This is a genomic window from Streptomyces parvulus, from assembly GCF_014648855.1.
In the GTDB taxonomy this organism is placed as follows: domain Bacteria; phylum Actinomycetota; class Actinomycetes; order Streptomycetales; family Streptomycetaceae; genus Streptomyces; species Streptomyces parvulus.
Genome location: NZ_BMRX01000005.1, coordinates 113,187 through 133,122 on the forward strand (window position 1 = coordinate 113,187; position 19,936 = coordinate 133,122).

At 74.2% G+C, this 19,936-nt stretch carries 16 protein-coding genes; 6 read left to right on the forward strand and 10 right to left on the reverse strand.

Annotated features, from left to right (window positions below; translation table 11 throughout):
- The first annotated feature begins 2 nt into the window (after window positions 1-2).
- The 3 genes from IE108_RS10590 to IE108_RS10600 are packed head-to-tail and all read left to right on the forward strand — an operon-like array spanning window position 3 to window position 3,015.
- Window positions 3-1,163, forward strand: a complete 1,161-nt coding sequence (locus tag IE108_RS10590; protein ID WP_064731762.1) for a glycosyltransferase — start codon at window positions 3-5, stop codon at window positions 1,161-1,163.
- On the forward strand, window positions 1,160-1,873 hold the full coding sequence (locus IE108_RS10595) for a YveK family protein (RefSeq protein WP_107420156.1): 714 nt from the start codon (window positions 1,160-1,162) through the stop codon (window positions 1,871-1,873). The genes IE108_RS10590 and IE108_RS10595 overlap by 4 nt, the downstream gene beginning before the upstream one ends.
- Window positions 1,870-3,015, forward strand: coding sequence for a GNAT family N-acetyltransferase (locus IE108_RS10600; protein ID WP_064727943.1), 1,146 nt, complete (start codon window positions 1,870-1,872; stop codon window positions 3,013-3,015). The genes IE108_RS10595 and IE108_RS10600 overlap by 4 nt, the downstream gene beginning before the upstream one ends.
- A 28-nt stretch (window positions 3,016-3,043) precedes the next feature.
- On the opposite strand, the gene IE108_RS10605 is transcribed toward IE108_RS10600, so the two are convergent.
- Window positions 3,044-4,267: a glycoside hydrolase family 26 protein gene (locus tag IE108_RS10605; protein ID WP_064727944.1), complete on the reverse strand. Its 1,224-nt coding sequence runs from the start codon at window positions 4,265-4,267 to the stop codon at window positions 3,044-3,046.
- Window positions 4,268-4,410: 143 nt separating this feature from the next.
- Here IE108_RS10605 and IE108_RS10610 point away from each other — a divergent pair, with 143 nt between their 5' ends.
- Complete coding sequence (locus IE108_RS10610; protein WP_064727945.1) at window positions 4,411-5,727, forward strand: carboxylate--amine ligase; 1,317 nt, start codon at window positions 4,411-4,413, stop codon at window positions 5,725-5,727.
- A 73-nt stretch (window positions 5,728-5,800) separates the two neighbouring features.
- On the opposite strand, the gene IE108_RS35220 is transcribed toward IE108_RS10610, so the two are convergent.
- The 3 genes from IE108_RS35220 to rdlA all read right to left on the reverse strand — a co-directional run bounded on the left by IE108_RS35220 (window position 5,801) and on the right by rdlA (window position 7,629).
- Window positions 5,801-6,562, reverse strand: coding sequence for a chaplin (locus IE108_RS35220; RefSeq protein ID WP_064727946.1), 762 nt, complete (start codon window positions 6,560-6,562; stop codon window positions 5,801-5,803).
- Window positions 6,563-6,722: 160 nt separating this feature from the next.
- Window positions 6,723-6,950 (reverse strand): chaplin ChpD, encoded by a 228-nt coding sequence (gene chpD, locus IE108_RS10620; RefSeq protein WP_064727947.1) that lies wholly within the window; start codon window positions 6,948-6,950, stop codon window positions 6,723-6,725.
- 286 nt (window positions 6,951-7,236) lie between these two features.
- Window positions 7,237-7,629: a rodlin RdlA gene (gene rdlA, locus IE108_RS10625; protein ID WP_064727948.1), complete on the reverse strand. Its 393-nt coding sequence runs from the start codon at window positions 7,627-7,629 to the stop codon at window positions 7,237-7,239.
- A 262-nt stretch (window positions 7,630-7,891) separates the two neighbouring features.
- On the opposite strand from rdlA, the gene rdlB reads away from it, so the two are divergent.
- Window positions 7,892-8,293: a rodlin RdlB gene (rdlB, locus tag IE108_RS10630; protein ID WP_064727949.1), complete on the forward strand. Its 402-nt coding sequence runs from the start codon at window positions 7,892-7,894 to the stop codon at window positions 8,291-8,293.
- Window positions 8,294-8,350: 57 nt separating this feature from the next.
- Here rdlB and IE108_RS10635 read toward each other — a convergent pair whose 3' ends face one another.
- The 6 genes from IE108_RS10635 to mmsA form a co-directional block, all read right to left on the reverse strand.
- Entirely contained in the window at window positions 8,351-10,279 is a 1,929-nt protein-coding gene (locus IE108_RS10635; protein WP_064727950.1) for an AMP-dependent synthetase/ligase, read from the reverse strand.
- Between the two features lie 118 nt (window positions 10,280-10,397).
- Entirely contained in the window at window positions 10,398-11,945 is a 1,548-nt protein-coding gene (locus IE108_RS10640) for a vWA domain-containing protein (RefSeq protein ID WP_064727951.1), read from the reverse strand.
- Window positions 11,946-12,131: 186 nt separating this feature from the next.
- Window positions 12,132-13,013 carry an ABC transporter permease gene (locus IE108_RS10645; RefSeq protein WP_064727953.1) on the reverse strand — a complete coding sequence of 294 codons (882 nt, stop codon included), beginning with the start codon at window positions 13,011-13,013 and terminating at the stop codon, window positions 12,132-12,134.
- Complete coding sequence (locus IE108_RS10650) at window positions 13,010-15,661, reverse strand: alpha/beta fold hydrolase (protein ID WP_064727955.1); 2,652 nt, start codon at window positions 15,659-15,661, stop codon at window positions 13,010-13,012. The genes IE108_RS10645 and IE108_RS10650 overlap by 4 nt, the downstream gene beginning before the upstream one ends.
- A 114-nt stretch (window positions 15,662-15,775) precedes the next feature.
- Window positions 15,776-17,233 carry an APC family permease gene (locus IE108_RS10655; RefSeq protein WP_064727956.1) on the reverse strand — a complete coding sequence of 486 codons (1,458 nt, stop codon included), beginning with the start codon at window positions 17,231-17,233 and terminating at the stop codon, window positions 15,776-15,778.
- Window positions 17,234-17,509: 276 nt separating this feature from the next.
- On the reverse strand, window positions 17,510-19,012 hold the full coding sequence (gene mmsA, locus IE108_RS10660; protein ID WP_064727957.1) for a CoA-acylating methylmalonate-semialdehyde dehydrogenase: 1,503 nt from the start codon (window positions 19,010-19,012) through the stop codon (window positions 17,510-17,512).
- Window positions 19,013-19,738: 726 nt separating this feature from the next.
- Here mmsA and IE108_RS10665 point away from each other — a divergent pair.
- A complete protein-coding gene (locus tag IE108_RS10665) occupies window positions 19,739-19,930 on the forward strand; it encodes a helix-turn-helix transcriptional regulator (protein ID WP_064727958.1) in 192 nt (63 codons plus the stop codon).
- Window positions 19,931-19,936: the final 6 nt, after the last annotated feature.

A 19,936-nucleotide genomic window follows, 5' to 3' on the forward strand; every position in this document is an offset into this window, starting at 1 on the left:
ACCTGAAGGCGCTGCACGTCATCACCGGTCTCGGCACGGGCGGTGCCGAGCAGCAGCTCCGGCTGCTGCTGCGGCACCTGCCGGTCGACTGCGACGTGGTGACGCTGACCAACCCCGGTGCGGTCGCCGACGGTCTGCTGGCCGACGGCGTGCGCGTCGTCCACCTCGGCATGACCGGCAACCGCGACCTGGCCGCGCTGCCCCGGCTGGCCCGCCTCATCCGCGCCGGCGGCTACGACCTCGTGCACACCCACCTGTACCGCGCCTGCCTGTACGGCCGGCTCGCCGCCCGCATGGCCGGCGTACGCGCCGTCGTCGCCACCGAACACTCCCTCGGCGACTCCCAGATGGAGGGGCGGCGGCTCACCCCCGGCGTGCGCGCCCTGTACCTGGCCGGTGAGCGGCTGGGCAGCGCCACCGTCGCCGTCTCCCCCACCGTCGCCGACCGGCTGAAGCGGTGGGGCGTGCCCGCGCCGCGCATCGAGGTGGTGCCCAACGGCATCGACCTGGACCGCTTCCGCTTCGACCCGGTCCAGCGTCTGCGCACCCGCCGGCGCCTCGGCCTGCCGGAGGGCGCCTACGTCGTCGGCGGCGTCGGCCGGCTGACCCCGGCCAAGCGGTTCGACGTCCTGGTGCGGGCCCTTTCCCGGCTCCCCTCCGACTGCTGGCTGCTGCTGGTCGGCGGCGGCCCCGAGGAGCACGTGCTGCGCCGCACCGCCCGCGAGGCGGGGGTGGCCGACCGCGTCCTGCTCACCGGCGAGCGCCCCTACGTCCCCGACGGCTCCCCCGGCCCCGACCTGCCCTCGCTGACCGCCGCGATGGACGTCCTCGCGTCGCCGTCGCCGGAGGAGGCCTTCGGCCTGGCGGTCGTCGAGGGCCTCGCGTCGGGGCTGCCGGTGCTCTACGCCTCCTGCCCGGCGATCGAGGACCTGCCCTCCCGGGACGCGCCCGGGGCCCGGCGCGTCACCGGCGGCGCCGAGGAGTTCGCCCGCGCCCTCGCCGAGGTCCGGGCCGGTGCCGGACCCGGCCCCGGTCCGCGCACCGTGCCCGAGGCCGCCCGCCACTACTGCGTCACCCGCAGCGCCGCCCGGCTGATGGACGTGTACGCGGCCACTCTCACGCATCCGTTGTCCCCGGCACCCCAGGGAGTCAGTTCCGCATGACCGAGCCACTCACCCAGTCCCCGGCCCCCGCGCCGGAGCACGAGGCCGCCCCGCCCGCACCGCGCCGCGCGCCGGCCGCCCTGCACCGCTTCCGGCACCGCCTGCGGTCCCTGCCGCCCTGGTCGCCGCTGGCGGCCGGCATCGTGGCCGGCGGCCTGCTCGGCGCCGGCTACGGCATGCTCGCCACGCCCCAGTACACGGCGACCGGTTACGTCGTCGCCGTCCCCACCGACCAGTCCGACCCGGCGACGGCGCTGGGCTTCGCGCAGGCCTACGGCCGGGTCGCCACGCAGCTCGCGGTGCTCGGGGACGCGCAGATGTGGGCGGACGTGCCGGTGGCGCGGCTGGCTAAGAGCGTGCGGACGCAGACCTCGCCGGACGCGCCGATGGTCTCGGTGACGGCCACCTCCGACGACCCGGAGGAGGCCGCCGACATGGCCAACGCGGTGGCCCGCGCGCTCACCGCGCACGCGGCGGCCTCCGTCGACGACACCCACGTGGAGCTGCGGCAGTTCGCGCGGGCCACCGAGCCGGCCGAGCCGTCCTCGGCGTCCGCGGCGGTGACCGGTCTGGTGGGCGCGAGCGCGGGCGGGCTGCTCGGCGGGCTGGCCCTGCTGGTCCGGCCGCGCCGCGACCCGGCGGAGGGCGGCCGGACCACGGCGGCGGTGCCCGGACCCGCCTCGGCGGCCGGCGTGCGCGGACAGCTGTGACGGACACGCGGGCGCGCACGGCCGCGCCCCCGGCCCGCCGCACCACCGAACTGGTCACCGACGAGGCGCACTTCGCCGACCTGGCCCCGCAGTGGGCGCGCCTGTACGCCCGGTGCGGATCGGCCACGCCCTTCCAGAGCCACGCCTGGCTGCACTCGTGGTGGCGGTCGTACGGCACGCCCGGCCGGCTGCGGCTGGTGCTGGTCCGCGACGGCGGAGAGCTGGTCGCGGCCGCCCCGCTGACGCTCGTACGGCGTCCGGTGCCGGCGCTGGTGCCGCTGGGCGGGGCGATCTCGGACTACGGCGATGTCCTGGTGGACGACGAACGCGGCCCGGAGGCGGTCGCCGCGCTCACCGAGGCCCTGTCCCGGGCCGCCCGCACCGCGCTGGTCGACCTGCGCGAGGTGCGGCCGGGCGCCGCGGCCGAACGGGTCTACGACCGCTGGCGCGGACCGAGGCGCCGGCTGGCGGACTCGCTCTGCCTGGAGCTGCCCGCCCTGCCGATGGAGGAGCTGGCCGCCCGGCTGCCCTCGGGCAAGGCCCGGCAGCGGGTCCGCGCCCAGGTGCGCCGGCTGGACGCGCTCGGCGTCAAGAGCCGGACCGTCCTGCCCGGTGAGGTGGACGCGGCACTCGGGCGGCTGCTCGAACTGCACCGGTTGCAGTGGCAGGACCGCAAGGTGACCGGCGAGCACCTGAAGCCGCGGTTCCGCGACCATCTGGTGCGGGCGGTGGGGCCGATGGTGTGCGCCGGGGACGCGGTGGTCACCGAGTTCCGGATGGACGACGAGGTGGTGGCCGTGGACGTGACGCTGCTGTCGCGCCGGCTGGCCGGGGGCTACCTGTACGGCGCCCACCCCCGACTGCGGGAATGCCGCGCGGACGTGGCGGTGATGCTGCTGGACGCCTGCGCGGCCCGGATCACCGCGCCGGGGCGCGACACGCTGAGCCTGCTGCGGGGCGACGAGCCGTACAAGCACCACTGGCGACCGGACGCGGTCCCCAACCAGCGGCTGCTGCTGGCCCGCCGCCGCACCGCCCCGCTGCTCGCCGCGGCCCTCGGCGACGCCGCCGCGCGCCGGCGGGGCAAGGCCCTGCTGCGGCAACCGGAGCGGAAGGAGCGCGACGGTGGCGGCGGCACCTGACCGGTCCCGCCGCCGTCGCCGCGTACCGCTACTTGTCGCGCGCGTACCAGTCGAGCCGCATGCAGAGCTTCCCGCCGAGCCAGTACTCGACCCAGTCGCCCAGATCCAGCGGCGAGCAGCCGGCCGGCGGCCGGGGCGTGGTCTCCGGCACCGCGGGCACGGGCGGCGCGGTGGGCGTCGCGGGTGCGGTGGGCTCCGGGGTGGCGGCGGGCTCGTCGGTGCGGCCGAAGAGCACGGACCGGTAGACGGCGGTGGAGCGGGGGTTGTCGTCGCACTGCCACACACCGTGCGGGCAGTAGTCGGTGACGGTGTTGTAGACGGGCTTGTGCTCGTCCATCCAGGCCAGCATGCGCCGCATGTACTCGGGGTTGTCGCCGTTGCGGAACAGCCCCCACTCCGGATACGAGACGGGCTTCCCGTGCGCCTTCGCGAAGTCGACGTGCGCCTGGAGTCCGTAGGGCTCCTTCACCTGTTCGTCGAACTTCATCCCGCGCGGCTGGTCGTAGGAGTCCATTCCGATGATGTCGACGGTGTCGTCGCCCGGGTAGCACTGCGTCCAGGGCACGGCGTCCCGGCCCCGGCTCGGGGTGAAGTCGAACCGGAACTTCTGGCCGGGCACCGCCCGCATGGCGGTGACGATCCGCTTCCAGTACGTCTTCCAGGCCTCCGGGTCCGGCCCGCATCGGTGGGTGTAGGTGATGCCGTTCATCTCCCAGCCGAGCACGAGGACCGTGTCGGGGACCTTGAGGGCGACGAGTCGTTCGGCGAGGGCGCGGAAGTGGTGGTCGTAGTCCCCGCGGGCGCCCCGGCGCAGCAGCTCGCGCACGTCGTCGTCGTCGACTCCCTCCTCGTTGCGCTCCATCATCGGCACGTTGAGGACGAGCATCCGGTCGGCCTTGCGGGTGCGCCAGTCCGCCCACACGTCGAGGAAGCCGGGGGCGCCCTCGATGTTGCTCCAGCGGTCGCCGGGCAGGTAGGTGTGGCCGACGCGCAGTTCGGCGTCGCCGAGCCACCTGCTGAGCGCGGCCATCCGGGCGACGCCGCGCGGGCCGTAGTCCAGGTACGCGCCGAACGCGGGTGCGGCGGGCGTCTTCGCCGGGGCTCCGGGTGCCGGGGCCGCGGGCGAGGGCGCCGGCGGGGCCGGTTCGGCCGCGGCCGTGGGGACCGCCGCGGCCAGCAGCGCCGCCACCGCGACCGCCGCCGCGACACCGGCCGGCCGCCTGGACCGGTTCCGTGACTGCCGTAGGGCCATACCGGCTCCTTTCCTCGCCGTGAATTCCACTCCGTTACTGACACTCAGTCATATGAAATGCCATCACGCCACCGCCGTTACGGCTTTCGAGTGCGCCGATCGCCCGCACCGGTGAACCGATTCGAAGACGAAGGAAGTTTCCCGTGTCGCTGTTCGACACCCGCGTCCCCGCCGTTCTGCTGCGGACCGACCGGAATCCCTTTCACCACGGAACGCTGGGCGCCGTCCGTTCGCTGGGCCGCGCGGGAGTGGACGTGCACGTGGTCGCCGACTGCGCGCACAGCCCCGTCCGCGCCTCCCGTTACGTGACCGGGCTGCACACTCCCCCGCCGCCCGGCGCGTCGACGGAGGAGATCGCGGCGGCCCTGCGCCGGGTGGCGGCGCGGATCGCGCGGCCCGCCGTGCTGATCGCGATGGACGACGCGTGTGCCGTGGCGGTGAGCCGGGCGCGGGCGGAGCTGGCGCCCGCGTTCCTGCTGCCCGACCAGCCGGGCAGCCTGCCCGAACGCGTCGCGGACAAGGCCGAGTTGGCCGGGGTGTGCGCCTCGCTGGGGGTGCCGCACCCCGAGACGCTGGTCCCGGACGGTCCGGCCGAGGCCGCGCGGGCGGCGTGGCGGCTGGGGCTGCCGGTGGTGGCGAAGTGGAGCCGGCCCTGGCTGGTGCCCCCGGGCGGCGGGCTGCGCAGCACGGTACTGGTGCGCTCGGCGCGGGAGGCCGGGGAGCTGTACCGGCGGGCCGAGGAGGCCGGCAGCCGCCTGCTGCTCCAGGCCTTCCTGCCACCCGGCCCGGACCGCGACTGGTTCTTCCACGGGTACGCCGACCGCACGGGGGCGGTCCGGGCGGGCGGGCCGGGCCGCAAGACCCGGGCCAGGCCGCGCGGCGCCGGGCTGACCGCGGTGGGCCGGTGGTCGCCCAACCCGCAGGTGCAGGCGCTCGCCGAGCGGGTCACCGGGGAGCTGGGCTACCGCGGCGTCTTCGACCTCGACTTCCGGCGCTGCGGTGCCACGGGCGGCTACCACCTGCTCGACTTCAACCCGCGTCCGGGCGCCCAGTTCCGGCTCTTCACCGACTCCGCCGGGCTGGACGTCGTACGGGCCCTGCACCTGGACCTGACCCACCGGGCGCTGCCGGACGGGGTGGCGCGGCCGGGGCGGACCTTCGTGGTGGAGAACTACGCGCCGCTGAGCGCCCTGCGCCCGGCGCCCGACGGGCGGGAGCTGGCCTGGCACGCCCCGGACGACCGGGCGCCGGGGCGGGCGCTGTGGTCCCTGTGGGGGCGGCACGTCGCCGGCCGGCTGCTGGACCGGGCGCGCCGCCGGCGCGGGCGGCCCGCGGCCGGCGCCCCCGCCCGCGCCCGGGTGGTGCGCCAGGCGGGCGCGCCGCCGGCCGACCGCGCCGACCCCGCCGGCCGGGCGGGGCTGCCGGACCGGCCGGACGACGACCGGGCGGGCAGCCACTGACCCCGGACGCGGCCACGGCGAAGCCCCCGGCGGCCCGTGCGGGCCGGCCGGGGGCTCCCGGGGTGGGGCGGCGTCAGCGGGTGGCGGCGGCCCGGCCCCGGCGGTACAGGATCGCTCCGCCCGCGATCAGCACGGCACCGGCGGCCGCGGCGCCCAGCGTGCCCTCGCTGCCGGTCTCGGCCAGCACGGGCGGCTGCTCCGTCTGCGGGGTCGGCGGCGGGTTCTCCTTCTCGGCGGGCGGCGGGGGCTCCTCCTCGCTCGGGGGCGGGGGCGGCTCCTCCTCTTCGCCCGGCGGCTCCTCCTCGTCCGTGGGCGGGGTGGTGGGCGGCGGGGGCTCCTCCTCGCCGTAGCCCGGGGGCGGCGGCTCCTCCGAGGTGTTCTCGCACTCGTTGCCGAAGACCGGGTTGAGCGCGGCGATCACGTCGACGGTGTTGCCGCAGAGGTTGACCGGCACCTTGACCGGCAGCTGCGCGGCGTTGCCGGAGCCGACGCCGGGCGAGCCCACGGCGGCGCCCTCGGCGTGGGTGCCGGAGGCGGCGTCGGTGCCGGCGCCATCGGTGCCGGAGGCCGCGTCGCCGCCTCCGTACTCGCCGGCCGAGCCGCCCTTGGGCCCGTCCGACTCGTTCTCGCACTCGTTGCCGAAGGCGGGGTTCAGGGCGGCGATCACGTCGACCGTGTTGCCGCAGGCGTTCACCGGTACGTCGACCGGGGCCTGGACGGCGTTGCCGGACGCGGCGCCCGGCGAGTTCTTGGCGGCTCCGTCCGCATGCGAGTCGGCCAGGGCGGGGCTGCCGCACAGGGAAAGGATGCCCGTCGCGGCGGCCGCCGCGACCATCCCCCTGCTCAGAGTCTGTCGCACTCTCGTTGTCTTCCTGCTTGTAGAGATGGCTGGAGAACGATCCGGAGGACAGGCTGCGGAAAGGGGAAAAGCCGGCCCCGAACCAAACGAGTTGGCCAAGGCCGGCCGTGACGCAGCCGGTCGGTGCGGAACGACGTCAGTCGTTCTCGCACTCGTTGCCGAACGCCGGGTTCAGCAGACCAACGACGTTGATGCTGTTGCCGCACACGTTGACGGGAACGTGCACGGGAACCTGGATGACGTTGCCGGACAGGACGCCCGGGGAACCGACGGCGGCACCCTCGGCACCCGCGTCGGCGAAGGCCGGGGCGGCCATGCCGAGGGCCATGATCGCTCCCGCGACGACAGCAGCGCTCTTCTTCATGAAGTTTCCCTTCTCTGCGGTCATGCCTGAATGACGGCCGAAACCGCGCGAGCACAGCATTGACGGCTCGCACCATGACCTGCAGCCTGCAAACGAGGAATTGACGGCCGAAGAAACTACCGAACGTGGGACACCCCGAAATTCACTCGGATGCCTCATGCCACGGCCCGGCCGTTCCTCCAGGAGAGCGAAGAAGACAATCCGCTCCCCGGCGAATTCCCGGCCAGTCGCGGCCGGGCGGCCCACGGGGAAGTCAGTGGGCCGCCCGGACGGGCCGGGAAGGGACTCAGCCCTCGCCGTTGGCCGAGAGGACCGACAGGTCCTCCAGGACGTGCGACAGGGCGCCGTCCCGCTTGGCCTGCGTGGAGTTGTCCGCGCACTGCTGGTTCAGGTCGTCCGACAGGACGTTGATGTCCTGGATCGGCACCAGGTTGACGACGGCGGCGTTGACGTCCTCGACACCCAGGCACGGCTTGTTCAGCGAGCCCTCGACCAGCGACAGCTGGGGGCTCATGTCGCCCTTGGTCGCCGAGTTGCCGAACGACGACGAGGCGCCGTTGCCGTTGGCCACGGCCGGCCCGTTGTCGTCCCCGATGGCCAGAGCCTGGGGAGCGGCGGCAGCCGACATGCCGATCACAGAAGCGGCAGCCGCCGCGGCGACCATTGCCTTCTTGAGCACTTCGCGTTCCTTTCGTCGTAGCGACGCACTGTCCTACGGCCTCATCAACCCGGTGCGCGATGATTGGTTTCGGGCGTTCACCCGGTTGGCCCCCACGGGGTCGGGGAAAGGGCGGCGGAAGGCGCCCGAATACCGGTGGAATCCGGGGGCCGCACAGATTTCCCGCTGTCCGCCGACCGGGTGAACGGGAGAAACCCGGCCGGACTCGTGGAGTTGACCAGTGCGCTCCGGTGGACGGGGTTTCCTCAGAAAGGACTGGCCAGTGATCAAGAAGGTAGCCGCCTACGCGGCGATCGCCGCCTCCGTCATGGGCGCCTCCGCTGCCGCGGCCCCGCAGGCGATGGCGATCGGCGACGACAGCGGGCCCGTCTCGGCCAACGGGAACGGTGCCTCGCAGTACTTCGGCAACTCGGCGACCCACGGCAACATGAGCCCGCAGATGGCGCTCATCCAGGGGTCGTTCAACAAGCCCTGCATCGCGGTGAGCGACATCCCCGTCAGCGTCGTCGGACTGGTCCCGATCCAGGACATCCCGATCCTGTCGGACGACCTGAACCAGCAGTGCGCGGAGAACTCCACGCAGAGCAAGCGCGACGGCGCGCTGGCCCACCTGCTGGAGGACGTCTCGATCCTGTCGGCGAACGGCGAGGGCGGCGGGCGCTGACCATCGCCCCCGAGGGGCGGACCGCCGAGCGCATCGGCGGTCCGCCCCTTTCGCGTGTCAGCGTCCGGGCGTCGCGTACAGGGCCTCGATGTCCTCGGCGTACGCCGCGACGGCCGTGTGCCGCTTCACCTTGAGGGACGGCGTGAGCAGCCCGTTCTCCTCGGTGAACTCGCCCTCGACGAGGCGGAAGGCGCGGATCGACTCCGCCCGGGAGACGGCCGCGTTGGCGTGGTCCACGGCCTTCTGGACGTCGGCGCGCATCCGTTCGTCGCATACGACCTCGGACATCGGGGTGTCGGCGGGCAGCTTGCGGACCGACAGCCAGTGGGCGACGGCCTCCGGGTCGAGGGTGATGAGGGCGCCGACGTAGGGGCGGTTGTCGCCGACGACGAGGCACTGCGCGACGGGCGGGCGGCTGCGCAGGCGGTCCTCCAGGACGGCCGGGGAGACGTTCTTGCCGCCGGAGGTGACCAGCAGGTCCTTCTTGCGGCCGGTGATGGTGAGATAGCCGTCGTCGTCGAGGGAGCCGAGGTCTCCGGTGGCGAACCAGCCGTCGGTGAGGACGGCGGCGGTGGCCTCGGGGGCGCCGCGGTAGGCGCCGAAGACGATGCCGCCCTTGACGAGCACCTCGCCGTCGTCCGCGATGCGCACCGAGGTGCCGGGCACCGGCGGCCCGACGGTGCCGGGGCGGGGGCCCAGCGGCGGGACGATGGTCGCGGCGGCGGTGGTCTCGGTGAGGCCGTAGCCCTCGTAGACCATGATCCCGGCGGCGTAGAAGAACAGGTTGAGGTCGCGGTCGAGCGGGGAGCCGCCGCTGATGGCGTAGCGCATCCGGCCGCCCAGTTCCGCCCGCACCCGCCGGTAGACCAGCAGGTCGTACAGGGCCCAGCCGGCCCAGAGGCGGGGGGCGGGGCCCTTGCCGCGGCCGAGGAAGCGGTCCAGGTGGGCGGCGCCGAAGCGGACGGCGAGGCGGTGGGCGCGCTCGAAGGAGGCGCCGCGGCCGATCTTCTCGGCGGTCGCGCGGCCGGTGTCGTGGATCTTCTCGAAGAGGTAGGGGACGCCGACCAGGAAGGTGGGGCGGAACGACTTGAGGGCGGGGCGCAGTTCGGCGGGCCTGATGCTCGGGAAGTGACCGATCTCGATGCGGGCCAGCAGGCAGGCGATCTGGATCGTGCGGCCCAGGATGTGGGCGAGGGGCAGGAAGAGGAGCGTCGAGGCGGTCTGGCCGGTGACTTCCTTGAAGATCGGGTGCAGCAGCTCGACCGTGTTGGCGGCCTCGGCGTGCAGGTTGGCGTGGGTGAGGACGCAGCCCTTGGGGCGGCCGGTGGTGCCGGAGGTGTAGCAGACGGTCGCCACCGCGTCGGGGGTGAGGGCGCTGCGGCGCTTGGTGACCTCCTCGTCGCTGACGTCCCGTCCGAGGGCGGTGAGGTCGGCGAGGGCCGCGGCGTCGAGTTCGAAGACGCGCGGGCGCTCGGGGTGGGCGGCGGTGCCCGCGTGGACGGTGGCGGTGTTGGCGGCGGTCTCGGTGACCACGTGCCCGGCGCCGGAGTCGCGGACGATCCACTCGACCTGGTCGGCGGAGGAGGTGGCGTAGACGGGGACCGTCCGGCCGCCGGCCGCCCAGATCGCGAAGTCCAGGACGGTCCACTCGTAGCGGGTGCGGGACATGACGGCGACCCGTCCGCCGGGCTCCAGGCCGGCCGCGATCAGGCCCTTGGCCACGGCGGTCACCTCGCGGGCGAACTCCGCCGCGGTGACGGGCCGCCAGGCGCCGTCCACCTCGCGGCGCAGGAGCACCGCGTCGGGCGCCTCGGCCGCGTTGGTGAACGGGATGTCGGCGATGCTGCCCGTGGTGGGGCGGGGCGCGAGGGGGGCGGTGCGGGCCTCGCGGACGGTTCCCGAGGCGTCCCTGACGGTCTCGGTACTGGTGCGGGACACCAGGTCACCGCGTCGTCTCGCCCGTTTCAGGTCCTTGCGTACGCCCATGACGGCTCCCGGTCGCTGATCGGCTGGCGTTGTGTCGTCCGCGCCCACACTACTTACTCCTGAGTAAACTTACCCAGGAGTAAGCATAGGTCAATGGGTACGGCCGGACCGGGGCGGCTCAGGTCAGCCGGTTCGCCGTGCGGATCGCCTCGGCGAGCCGCCGCACCTCCTCGTCCTCCGTGCGGCCGGCCGGCGAGCCCGCGCGCTCGGCGAGTTCGGCGAGGCCCGGTGCGCCCGGCAGGGAGCCTCGGGAGGGCGGGGAGGAGCGGAGCGCGTCCGCGAAGTACGCGGCGGTCGCGGTGACGCGCAGACCGCGGTCGGCCTCCCAGACCGAGTCGCCCAGGTCACCGGTCTCCACGCCGCCCGACTCCTCGTGCGGGGCGCGGCTGCCGGGGTCGAGCCAGCGGACGGTGGCCGTGGCGAGGTGGCCGTCGGCGCCGGGCCGGGTGCGCACGGCGTACAGCGCGGTGACGGTGTGGCCGGGGCCGACCTCGCCGCCGTCGACGCGGTCGTCGCGGAAGTCGTCGTCGGCGACGCGGCGGTTGTCGTAGCCGACGAGGCGGTACTCGGCGACCGTCTCCGGGTCGAAGGCGACCTGGGCCTTGGCGTCGCGGGCGGTCAGCTCGACGTGGCGCGGGAGTTGCTCGCCGAAGACCTCGCGGGCCTCCTCGGCGTCCGACACGTACGTGGTGTGGCCGTCGCCCCGGTCGGCGAGGCGTTCCATCAGGGCGTCGCCGTAGTCGCTGCCGACGCCGACGCCGAAGAGGGTGATGCCGTGCTCGCGGCGCTCGTCCGCGACGCGTTCCAGGATGGTGTCCGCGTCGGTGTCGCCGGTGTTGGCGAGGGCGTCGGAGACGAGGACGACGCGGTTGGTGGCGCCCTCTCGGTGGCCCTCGACGGCGGTGTCGTAGCCGGTCTCGACGCCGGCGCCGAGGTTGGTGGACTCGGCCGGCTCCAGGCTGTCGATCGCGTCGTGCACCCGGCCGCGGTGGCCGCCGAGCCGGGTCATCGGGAGGACCGTCTCGGCCTCGTCGCTGAAGGTGACCAGCGCGACCGAGTCGTCGTCGCGCAGCCGGTCGGTCATGGTGGCGAGGGAGTCCTGGGCGAGGTCCAGGCGGCCGGGTTCGTCCATCGAGCCGGAGACGTCGATGACGAAGGTCAGGGCGGCGGGCGGGCGTTCGCCGCGCTCCTCGGCGGTGCGGGTGGCGAGGCCGACGCGGACCAGGGACCAGTCCTCCTCGCCGGTGCGGGCGCCGTCGACGCTCACCGTGAAGCCGTCGCCGTCGGGGCGCTCGTAGTCCTGGCGGAAGCTGTTGACGAACTCCTCGGGGCGGACCGTCGACGGGTCGGGCAGCCGGCCCTCGGCGAGGCTGCGGCGGGCGTAGCCGTAGGAGGCGGTGTCCACGTCGAGGGCGAAGGTGGAGAGGTGGTCGGGCTCGGGGGCGACGTCCCGGGAGTCGCCGTTCTCGTCCGTCTCCCCGGAGGGCGAGCCGCCGCGGGGGCCGTCCGGCGCGGGCGCGTAGCCGCCGGCCCCGGAGCCGGCTGCGGTGTCCTTCGCGCCGTGGGCCGCGTCGTCCCCGCCCGAGCAGCCCGTGAGCAGCAGGCCGCCCGCCGCCGCGAGCGCGAGCAGCGCGCCGGCCGGCCGCCGGGCCCGGTACCGCTTCATCGTCCTCATCGTCCCTGCCCCCTGGTTGCGTTGACGCCGACGTACGTGACTGTGACGGCGGAGCGGGGCGGAACGTGCGGGACGGGGCGTCACGGGTGCGTCTCGAAGTGGGCACGGCGGCGGGCCCGCGTGACCGGCGGGTGATCCTCCGGTGACCGGGCCGATGTCCGGCCCACGGCACCCGGCCTACGACACGACGTCCTTCCGGGAGAAGTTGCGGAAGGCCAGGGCGAACAGGACCAGGGCGTACGTCACCGACAGCGAGGTGCCCTGGATCAGGCGGGTCCAGTCCAGCTCGGGGCGGACCGTGTCGAGCCAGGCGTACTGCCAGTGGGCGGGCAGGAAGTCCCGCCAGTCGCCGAGGGCGGTCACCTCGTCCAGGACGTTGCCGATGATGGTCAGGCCGACCGCGCCGCCGACCGCGCCGAGCGGGGCGTCGGTCTTGGTGGAGAGCCAGAACGCCAGGGCGGCGGTGACCAGTTGGGAGACGAAGACGTACGCCACCGTGAGGGCGAGGCGCTCGGCCGCGGTGCCGGTGGGCAGGCTGCCGCCGGTGGGCAGCTCCAACGGCCCCCATCCGTACGCCGCCGAGCCGACGGCGAGGGCGACCAGCGGCAGCAGGACGATCGCGGCGAGGCTCAGCACGAGGGCGACGACCAGCTTGGACCAGAGCAGACGGGCGCGGGGCACCGGCGCGGCCAGCAGGTAGCGCAGGGAGGACCAGCCGGCCTCCGAGGCGACCGTGTCCCCGAAGAACAGGGCGACGGGCACCACGAGCAGGAAGCCGGCGGAGGCGAACAGGTTCACCGCGGCGAAGTTCGCCCCCGACGCGGTGGCCGAGTCCATCAGGCTGACCTGGTTGTTGGCGCCGCCCGGCTCGCCGCCGACGCGGAAGGCGACGAGCAGCACGAACGGGAGGGCGAAGAGGATGCCGCCCATGACGAGGGTGCGCCGCCGCTTCAGCTGGCGGACCAGCTCGACCCGGACGGGCAGCGTGCGGCCCGCGCGGTAGCCCTCGGCGACCTCCTGGGCGCCGGTGGGCGCGGCGCGGTCGGCCAGCGTGCTCATGCCGAGTCTCCGATCAGGGTGAGGAAGGCGTCCTCCAGACGGCGGTGGGGGCCCACCGTCTCCACGGGCACGTCCAGGCGGACGAGTTCGGGGATGAGGTCGCGGGCGGTGCCGGTGGCGTCGAGGCGGACCAGGAGGCCGCCGTCGGTGGCGGCCGCCGAGGCCACCCCGGGCAGCGCGGCGACCTTCTCGGCCAGGGGCGCGTCCACGCGCCCGGGGGTGCCCACCAGCAGCGTGTCCCCGGAGCCGACGATCTCGCCGACCGGTCCCGCCTGCACGAGGCGGCCGTGGTCCATCACCACCAGGTGGGTGCAGCTCTGCTCCACCTCGGAGAGCAGGTGGCTGGAGACGATGACGGTGCGTCCGGCCGCCGCGTAGCGGATCATCACCTCGCGCATCTCGCGGATCTGGGGCGGGTCGAGGCCGTTGGTCGGCTCGTCCAGGATGAGCAGGTCGGGCAGGCCCAGCATGGCCTGGGCGATGGCCAGGCGCTGGCGCATGCCCTGGGAGTAGGTGCGCACCGCGCGGGCCAGCGCGTCGCCGAGGCCGGCGATCTCCAGGGCCTCGTCGAGGTGGGCGTCCTCGGCGGGGCGGCCGGTGGCCCGCCAGTACAGCTCCAGGTTCTCCCGGCCGGACAGGTGCGGCAGGAAGCCCGCGCCCTCGACGAACGCGCCGACCCGGGAGAGCACGGGGGCGCCGGGGGCGATGGCGTGGCCGAAGACGCGGATGTCGCCGCCGTCCGGCGAGATCAGGCCCATCAGCATGCGCAGGGTGGTCGTCTTGCCCGCGCCGTTCGGTCCGAGGAGGCCGAGTACCTGGCCCTTCTCGACGCGGAAGGACAGGTCGCGGACGGCGTACCGGTCGGCGGACTTGGCGTACCGCTTGGTCAGGCCGGTGATCTGGAGGGGCACGCCGGCCAGCGCGGGGTCGGGGGGCGGGGCCGAGGTGCGGCGGCGGGCGGTCAGCAGCAGGGCGGCGGCGACGGCGGCTCCCGCGAGGGGGGCCCACCAGACCCAGGCGGGCAGCCCGGCCGTGGCGCCGGTGTCACCGAGGGCGGTGGGCACCGACAGGCCGCCCCGGAGGGAGACGGTGTAGGTGGCGGGCGCGGCCGGCGAGGCGTATCCGAGGTCGGTGGAGGCGAGGACCAGGCGGAGCCGGTGGCCGCGCTCCACCTCGTGGTCGACGGCGGGCAGGGTGACCGTCACGTCCTTGCCGGCCTTGGCGTCCTCGACCCGCAGGGGGGTGACCAGTTGGGCGGGGAGCACCTGCTGGGCGCCGCCCGGGCCGACGTCGTACACCTTGGCGAAGAGCACGGCGTCGTCGGTGGTGGACTGGACGCGGACGGTGGCGGTGGGCGATCCGGTGATCTGGAGGTCCTCGCGCACGGGCGCCGACTCGAAGGCCGCGTACTGGCCGGGGAAGTCGAGGGAGATCCCGACGCCGAGCGAGGAGAGCTGGGAGAGGCCACCGGACCCGCCGATGCCGGGCAGGGCGGAGACGGCGGGCGGGGCCGCGCCCGCCGGGTTCTCGAAGGTCTGCTCGCGTCCGCGCAGTGCGATCGCGCGCGGGTCGCCGCCGAGGCCGGGGTAGCTGTCGGCGCTCACGCCCTCCAGGCGCGGCTCTCCGTCGCCGCTGCCGGTGCCGACGGTGCGCGAGACGCGGAAGGCGGGGCCGGTGCCGGCCGATTCGTCGCCCTTCAGGTAGCGGTCGAACCAGGCGCCGGTGCGGGCCTCGACGCGGCCGGTCTCCAGGTCGCCGCCGTCGTGCCCGCCCGCGACCCAGTCGACGTCCACGGGGGCGCCGTTGGCCCGGATCGCCCTGGCCGCGGCGTCGGCCTGGCCGAGCGGGAACAGGGAGTCGGTCTGGCCCTGGGTCAACAGGGTGGGGACGTCGATCCGGTCGCCGACGGCCTGCGGGCTGCGCTCCCTGAGGAGCCGCACCGCCTCGGCGTCCGGCGCGCCCTTCTCCGCGACGCGCTGGTACATGCGGCAGAGCGCGGGCTCGAACTTCTCGCAGCCGCCGCCCAGGTTGACGAAGATGCCGGCCCAGAGCTTCTTGAACACGCCGTTCGGGAAGAGGGCGTCCGCCAGGTTCCAGTACGTGACGGCGGGGGCGACGGCGTCCACGCGGTCGTCGTGCCCGGCGGCCAGCAGCGCGACCGCGCCGCCGTAGGAGCCGCCGGCGATGCCCACGCGCGGGTCGCCGGCGCCGTCGAGACGGACCTCGGGCCGTGTGGCGAGCCAGTCGATCAGCCGGGAGACGTCGGCGACCTCGCCGTCCGGGGCGTTGAGCCCGATGCCGCCGGTCGACCTGCCGAAGCCGCGTGCCGACCAGGTCAGTACCGCGTACCCGTCCCGGGCCAGGCGCTCGGCCTGGGCGCGCAGGTCGGCCTTGCTGCCGCCGAAGCCGTGCGCGAGCAGGACCGCGGGGCGGCGGCCGCCGGAGCCGGCCGTGAAGTACGAGGTGTCCAGGCGCACTCCGTCACCCACCGCCACGACCCGGTCGGCGCGGTGCACCGGGGGCGGGTCGTCGCCGGCGACGGCCGTCCAGGTCCCGGCGCCGGCGAGCACGACGACGGCGGCCGCGGCGGCGAGCATCCGCCGCGGCCCCCGTAGCAGCCCTCGCACGCGGGGCAGTCGAAGATCCATGTGTCAACGGTACGGGCAGCCGCCGACAACCGAGGCCCTCCCGGGGGTGAACCACCGCCCCTCCCACGGAAGTACGGGCACGGTGGCGCGTACCGCGGGCGCGGTAGGCCGGGTTCACGGCCCGGCGGGCTCCCGCGCGTCGTCGCGTACGTCGTCGGGGACCGAGACCAGCCAGCGGGTGTCGCGGCGCGGGCGAAGGTACAGGGCCCAGTACAGGGTGGCAACGGCGGTGATGGAGCCGGTCCACAGCAGGTGGGACGCCTCCTGCTGGGTCAGCACGTAGGCGAGGACCGCGATCAGCAGGACGGGCACGGCGGGCCACAGGGGCATGCGCCACGCGTGCGCGTGCCGGTGGTCGCCGCGCCTGGCGAGCAGGGCCGCGACCGCCACCAGCAGGTACATGCCGGTGACGGAGACGCCGGTGACCCCGTAGAGCGTGTCCAGGTCGACGAAGCACAGCGCGGCGCCCGGGACGCCGACGGCGAGGGTGGCGACCCACGGTGAGCCGAAGCGGCCGAGCCGGGCGAAGAGGGAGTTCACCGGGGCGGGCCAGGCCTTGTCGCGGGCGGAGGCGAACAGGACGCGCGAGTTCTGGATGACCATCACGATGCCCGCGTTGATGATGGCGAGGGCCACGCAGAGGCTGACGAAGGTGCCGACGGCGGAGTTGGACCAGGCGGTGACCATGGCGCCGATGTCGCCGCCCGTCAGCTCCGCGAGGTCGGAGGCGCCGAAGGTGATGGCGACGACCGGCACCAGGATGATCACGGCGGAGATGGCGAGAGTGGCCAGCACCGTGCGGGCGACGTTACGGCGCGGGTCCTCCAGTTCCTCGGAGAGGTACACGGCCGTGGAGAAGCCCTGGGTGACGAAGAGGGCGATGGCGAGTCCGGAGACGACCAGCATCCCGGTCACCGGGTCCGCGCCGCCGCCCGCGCCGGCCACCTCCATGGAGGCGAGGCTGCCGAGGCCGCGCTCGCCGTGGGTGAAGCCCAGCACCGCGACGACGGCCGCGGCGATGACCTCCAGAACCAGGAAGACGCCGGTGATCCAGGCGTTGGCGCGCAGGTCGAGCAGGCCCGCGAGGGTGGCGAGCGCCATGACGCCGGCGCCGGCGAGGGAGGGGTCGAGGTGGACGACGGGGGCGAGGTAGTCGGCGGTGCCCATCGCGATCACCGGCGGCACGATCATCACGACCAGCAGGGAGAGCACGAAGACCAGCCAGCCGGCCAGCCGCCCGGCGAGGGTCGACACCATGGCGTACTCGCCGCCCGCGCTGGGGATGAGGGTGCCCAGCTCCGAGTAGCAGAACGCCACGGCGACGCAGAGCAGGGAGCCGATGGCGATGGTGAGCGCGGTGGCGGTGCCGAGGGTGCCGAAGAGGTCCGGCACGACCACGAAGAGCGTGGAGGCGGGGGTGACGCAGGAGAGCGTGAGGAGGGTGCCGCCGACGACCCCGATGGACCGCTTCAGCGTCCGCGACCGGTCCGGGTGGTCACCGGGGTCCCGGAGGTCCTCGGGGGCCGTTGGTGCCGTCGCGGCGGTCTGGGCGGGACGGAGCGTGTCGGTCATACGCGGTTTCCGATCGACTCGTGCGGCACGGTGCGCGGCGGAGCGCCACCGCCTCCGGTTCGCCCCCGCGGCAAGATGGAATACCGACGGAAACCAGTGCGTCAATGGCTGTTCATCTACGGAATCAGTCGTCTGAGGCGTGTCGATCTTTCGAAAACGGCATCAGATGCGCAGCCCCAGCGGCCGTTCCGGGTGCGCGGGATCCGTTGCGGACGGAGGGAAAAAAGTACGGCCGTCCGAATATCGGACGGCCGTACGGGGCTGACTCCGGGTGCCTCAGTGGTTGCGCGGGAAGCCCAGGTCCACGCCGGCGGGGGCGTCGGCCGGGTCCGGCCAGCGGGTGGTGACGACCTTGCCGCGGGTGTAGAAGTGCGTGCCGTCGTTGCCGTAGATGTGGTGGTCGCCGAAGAGCGAGTCCTTCCAGCCGCCGAAGGAGTGGTAGCCCACGGGGACCGGGATCGGCACGTTCACGCCGACCATGCCCGCCTCGATCTCCAGCTGGAAGCGGCGGGCCGCGCCGCCGTCCCGGGTGAAGATCGCGGTGCCGTTGCCGAAGGGCGAGGCGTTGATGAGGGCGACGCCCTCCTCGTAGGTGTCCGCGCGCAGCACGCACAGCACCGGGCCGAAGATCTCGTCCTGGTAGGCCTTGGCCGTGGTCGGCACCCGGTCGAGCAGGGAGATGCCGATCCAGTGGCCGTCCTCGTGGCCGTCGACCGTGTGGCCGGTGCCGTCCAGGACGACCTCGCAGCCCTCGGCCGCCGCGCCCTCGACATAGGAGGCGACCTTGTCGCGGTGGGCCTTGGTGATGAGAGGGCCCATCTCGGAGGCCGGGTCATCGCCGGGGCCGATCTTGATCTTCTCGGCGCGCTCGCGGATCTTCTCGACGAGTTCGTCGCCGACGGCGCCGACCGCGACGACCGCGGAGATCGCCATGCAGCGCTCCCCCGCGGAGCCGTAGGCCGCGCTCACGGCCGCGTCGGCCGCCGCGTCGAGGTCGGCGTCCGGCAGCACCAGCATGTGGTTCTTGGCGCCGCCGAGGGCCTGCACGCGCTTGCCGTTGGCGGAGGCCGTGGTGTGGATGTAGCGGGCGATCGGGGTCGAGCCGACGAAGGAGACGGCCTTGACGTCCGGGTGCTCAAGGAGGCGGTCCACGGCCACCTTGTCGCCGTGCACGACGTTGAAGACGCCGTCCGGCAGCCCGGCCTCGGTGAGCAGCTCGGCGATCCGCACGGCCGCCGAGGGGTCCTTCTCGCTCGGCTTGAGCACGAAGGTGTTGCCGCAGGCGATGGCCAGCGGGAACATCCACATCGGCACCATGGCCGGGAAGTTGAACGGGGTGATGCCGGCGACCACGCCGAGCGGCTGGCGGATCGAGGACACGTCGACGCGGGTGGCGACCTCGGTGGACAGCTCGCCCTTGAGCTGCACGTTGATGCCGCAGGCCAGGTCGACGATCTCCAGGCCGCGGGCGACCTCGCCGAGCGCGTCGGAGTGCACCTTGCCGTGCTCGGCGGTGATCAGCGCGGCGATCTCGTCGCGGTGCGCGTCCAGCAGCGCCCGGAACTTGAAGAGGACCGTGGTCCGCTGGGCCAGCGAGGACTGACCCCAGGTCAGGTACGCCTCCTTGGCGACGGCGACCGCGGTGTCCACCTCGTCGACGGAGGCGAAGGCGACCTTGGTGGTGACCTCGCCGGTGGCCGGGTTGGTCACCGGACCGTACGTGCCCGAGGCGCCTTCGGCGGTCTTGCCGCCGATCCAGTGGTTGACGATGTTCGTCATGACCGAGAACTCCTTCACAGATGGCGGCGACGGGTCGAGACGTGCCGTTGGTGCTGCTCACGGGCCGTGACCGGCGACGGTCGGGTCGCGGTGGTGGCCATGACTCCATCCCACCAGCCGGGCGCCGCGGGCGCGCCCGACACTGTGTCTGCGGTTTGGGCGCCCGCGTAGACACGTGGGGCAGTGCGGGCGGGCCGGGCTCGACGGGGGGACCTCCGGCGCGGAGCCGGTGCGAGCGGGGAGTCGGCGCTCGTGCCTCGCTCCTGCCAGGGCGAGGCGGCCTTCCCGCGCCGGAGGCGTTCGGTGGGGGGAACGGCGACGGCGCTTGCGGACCGCGGTCCGCCGGCGATCAGGTCGTGCGCCATCGCGTTCCCTTCGTGCCCGCCCGTGCGTCTCCCCGGTTTCTAGCCCCGTGCGTGCGGCCTGTCAATGTTTTGTCCGGACATTCAGACGACATGTTCCAGGCAGCCCTCCGGGTGGCGGAGTCAACGCGACGCGCCAGCGCTCCGGCGTACGCCTTTGCTGCACTCGTGTCACAAAGGCACCCTCCGTGTCACACATGTCACGCGCACGCGGGTTTTCCGTCACACCCGTGAACGGCCCCTGACCGCGCGGTACTTCGCGTCGTTCACCCGGGACACGCTTGGTGATCGCCAGCGCGGAGCCCGGCTCCCCCCGGCGGCCGTCCCCGGCCGCCGCCGTGGCACGCGCGGGGAGGTGCGACTCGTGACCGACCGAAGGCTCTGGTCCTACAAGGACATCGCGGCCCACATCCGGGTGCAGCCGGACACCGTGCGGTCCTACCGCAAGCACGGGCTGCTGCCGCCGCCCGACCACGTGGAGGGCGGCAAGCCCTACTGGTACGCGGAGACCATCCGGGCCTGGGTGGCGTCCCGGCCGAGCAACCGGAAGCGGTAGCGGCCC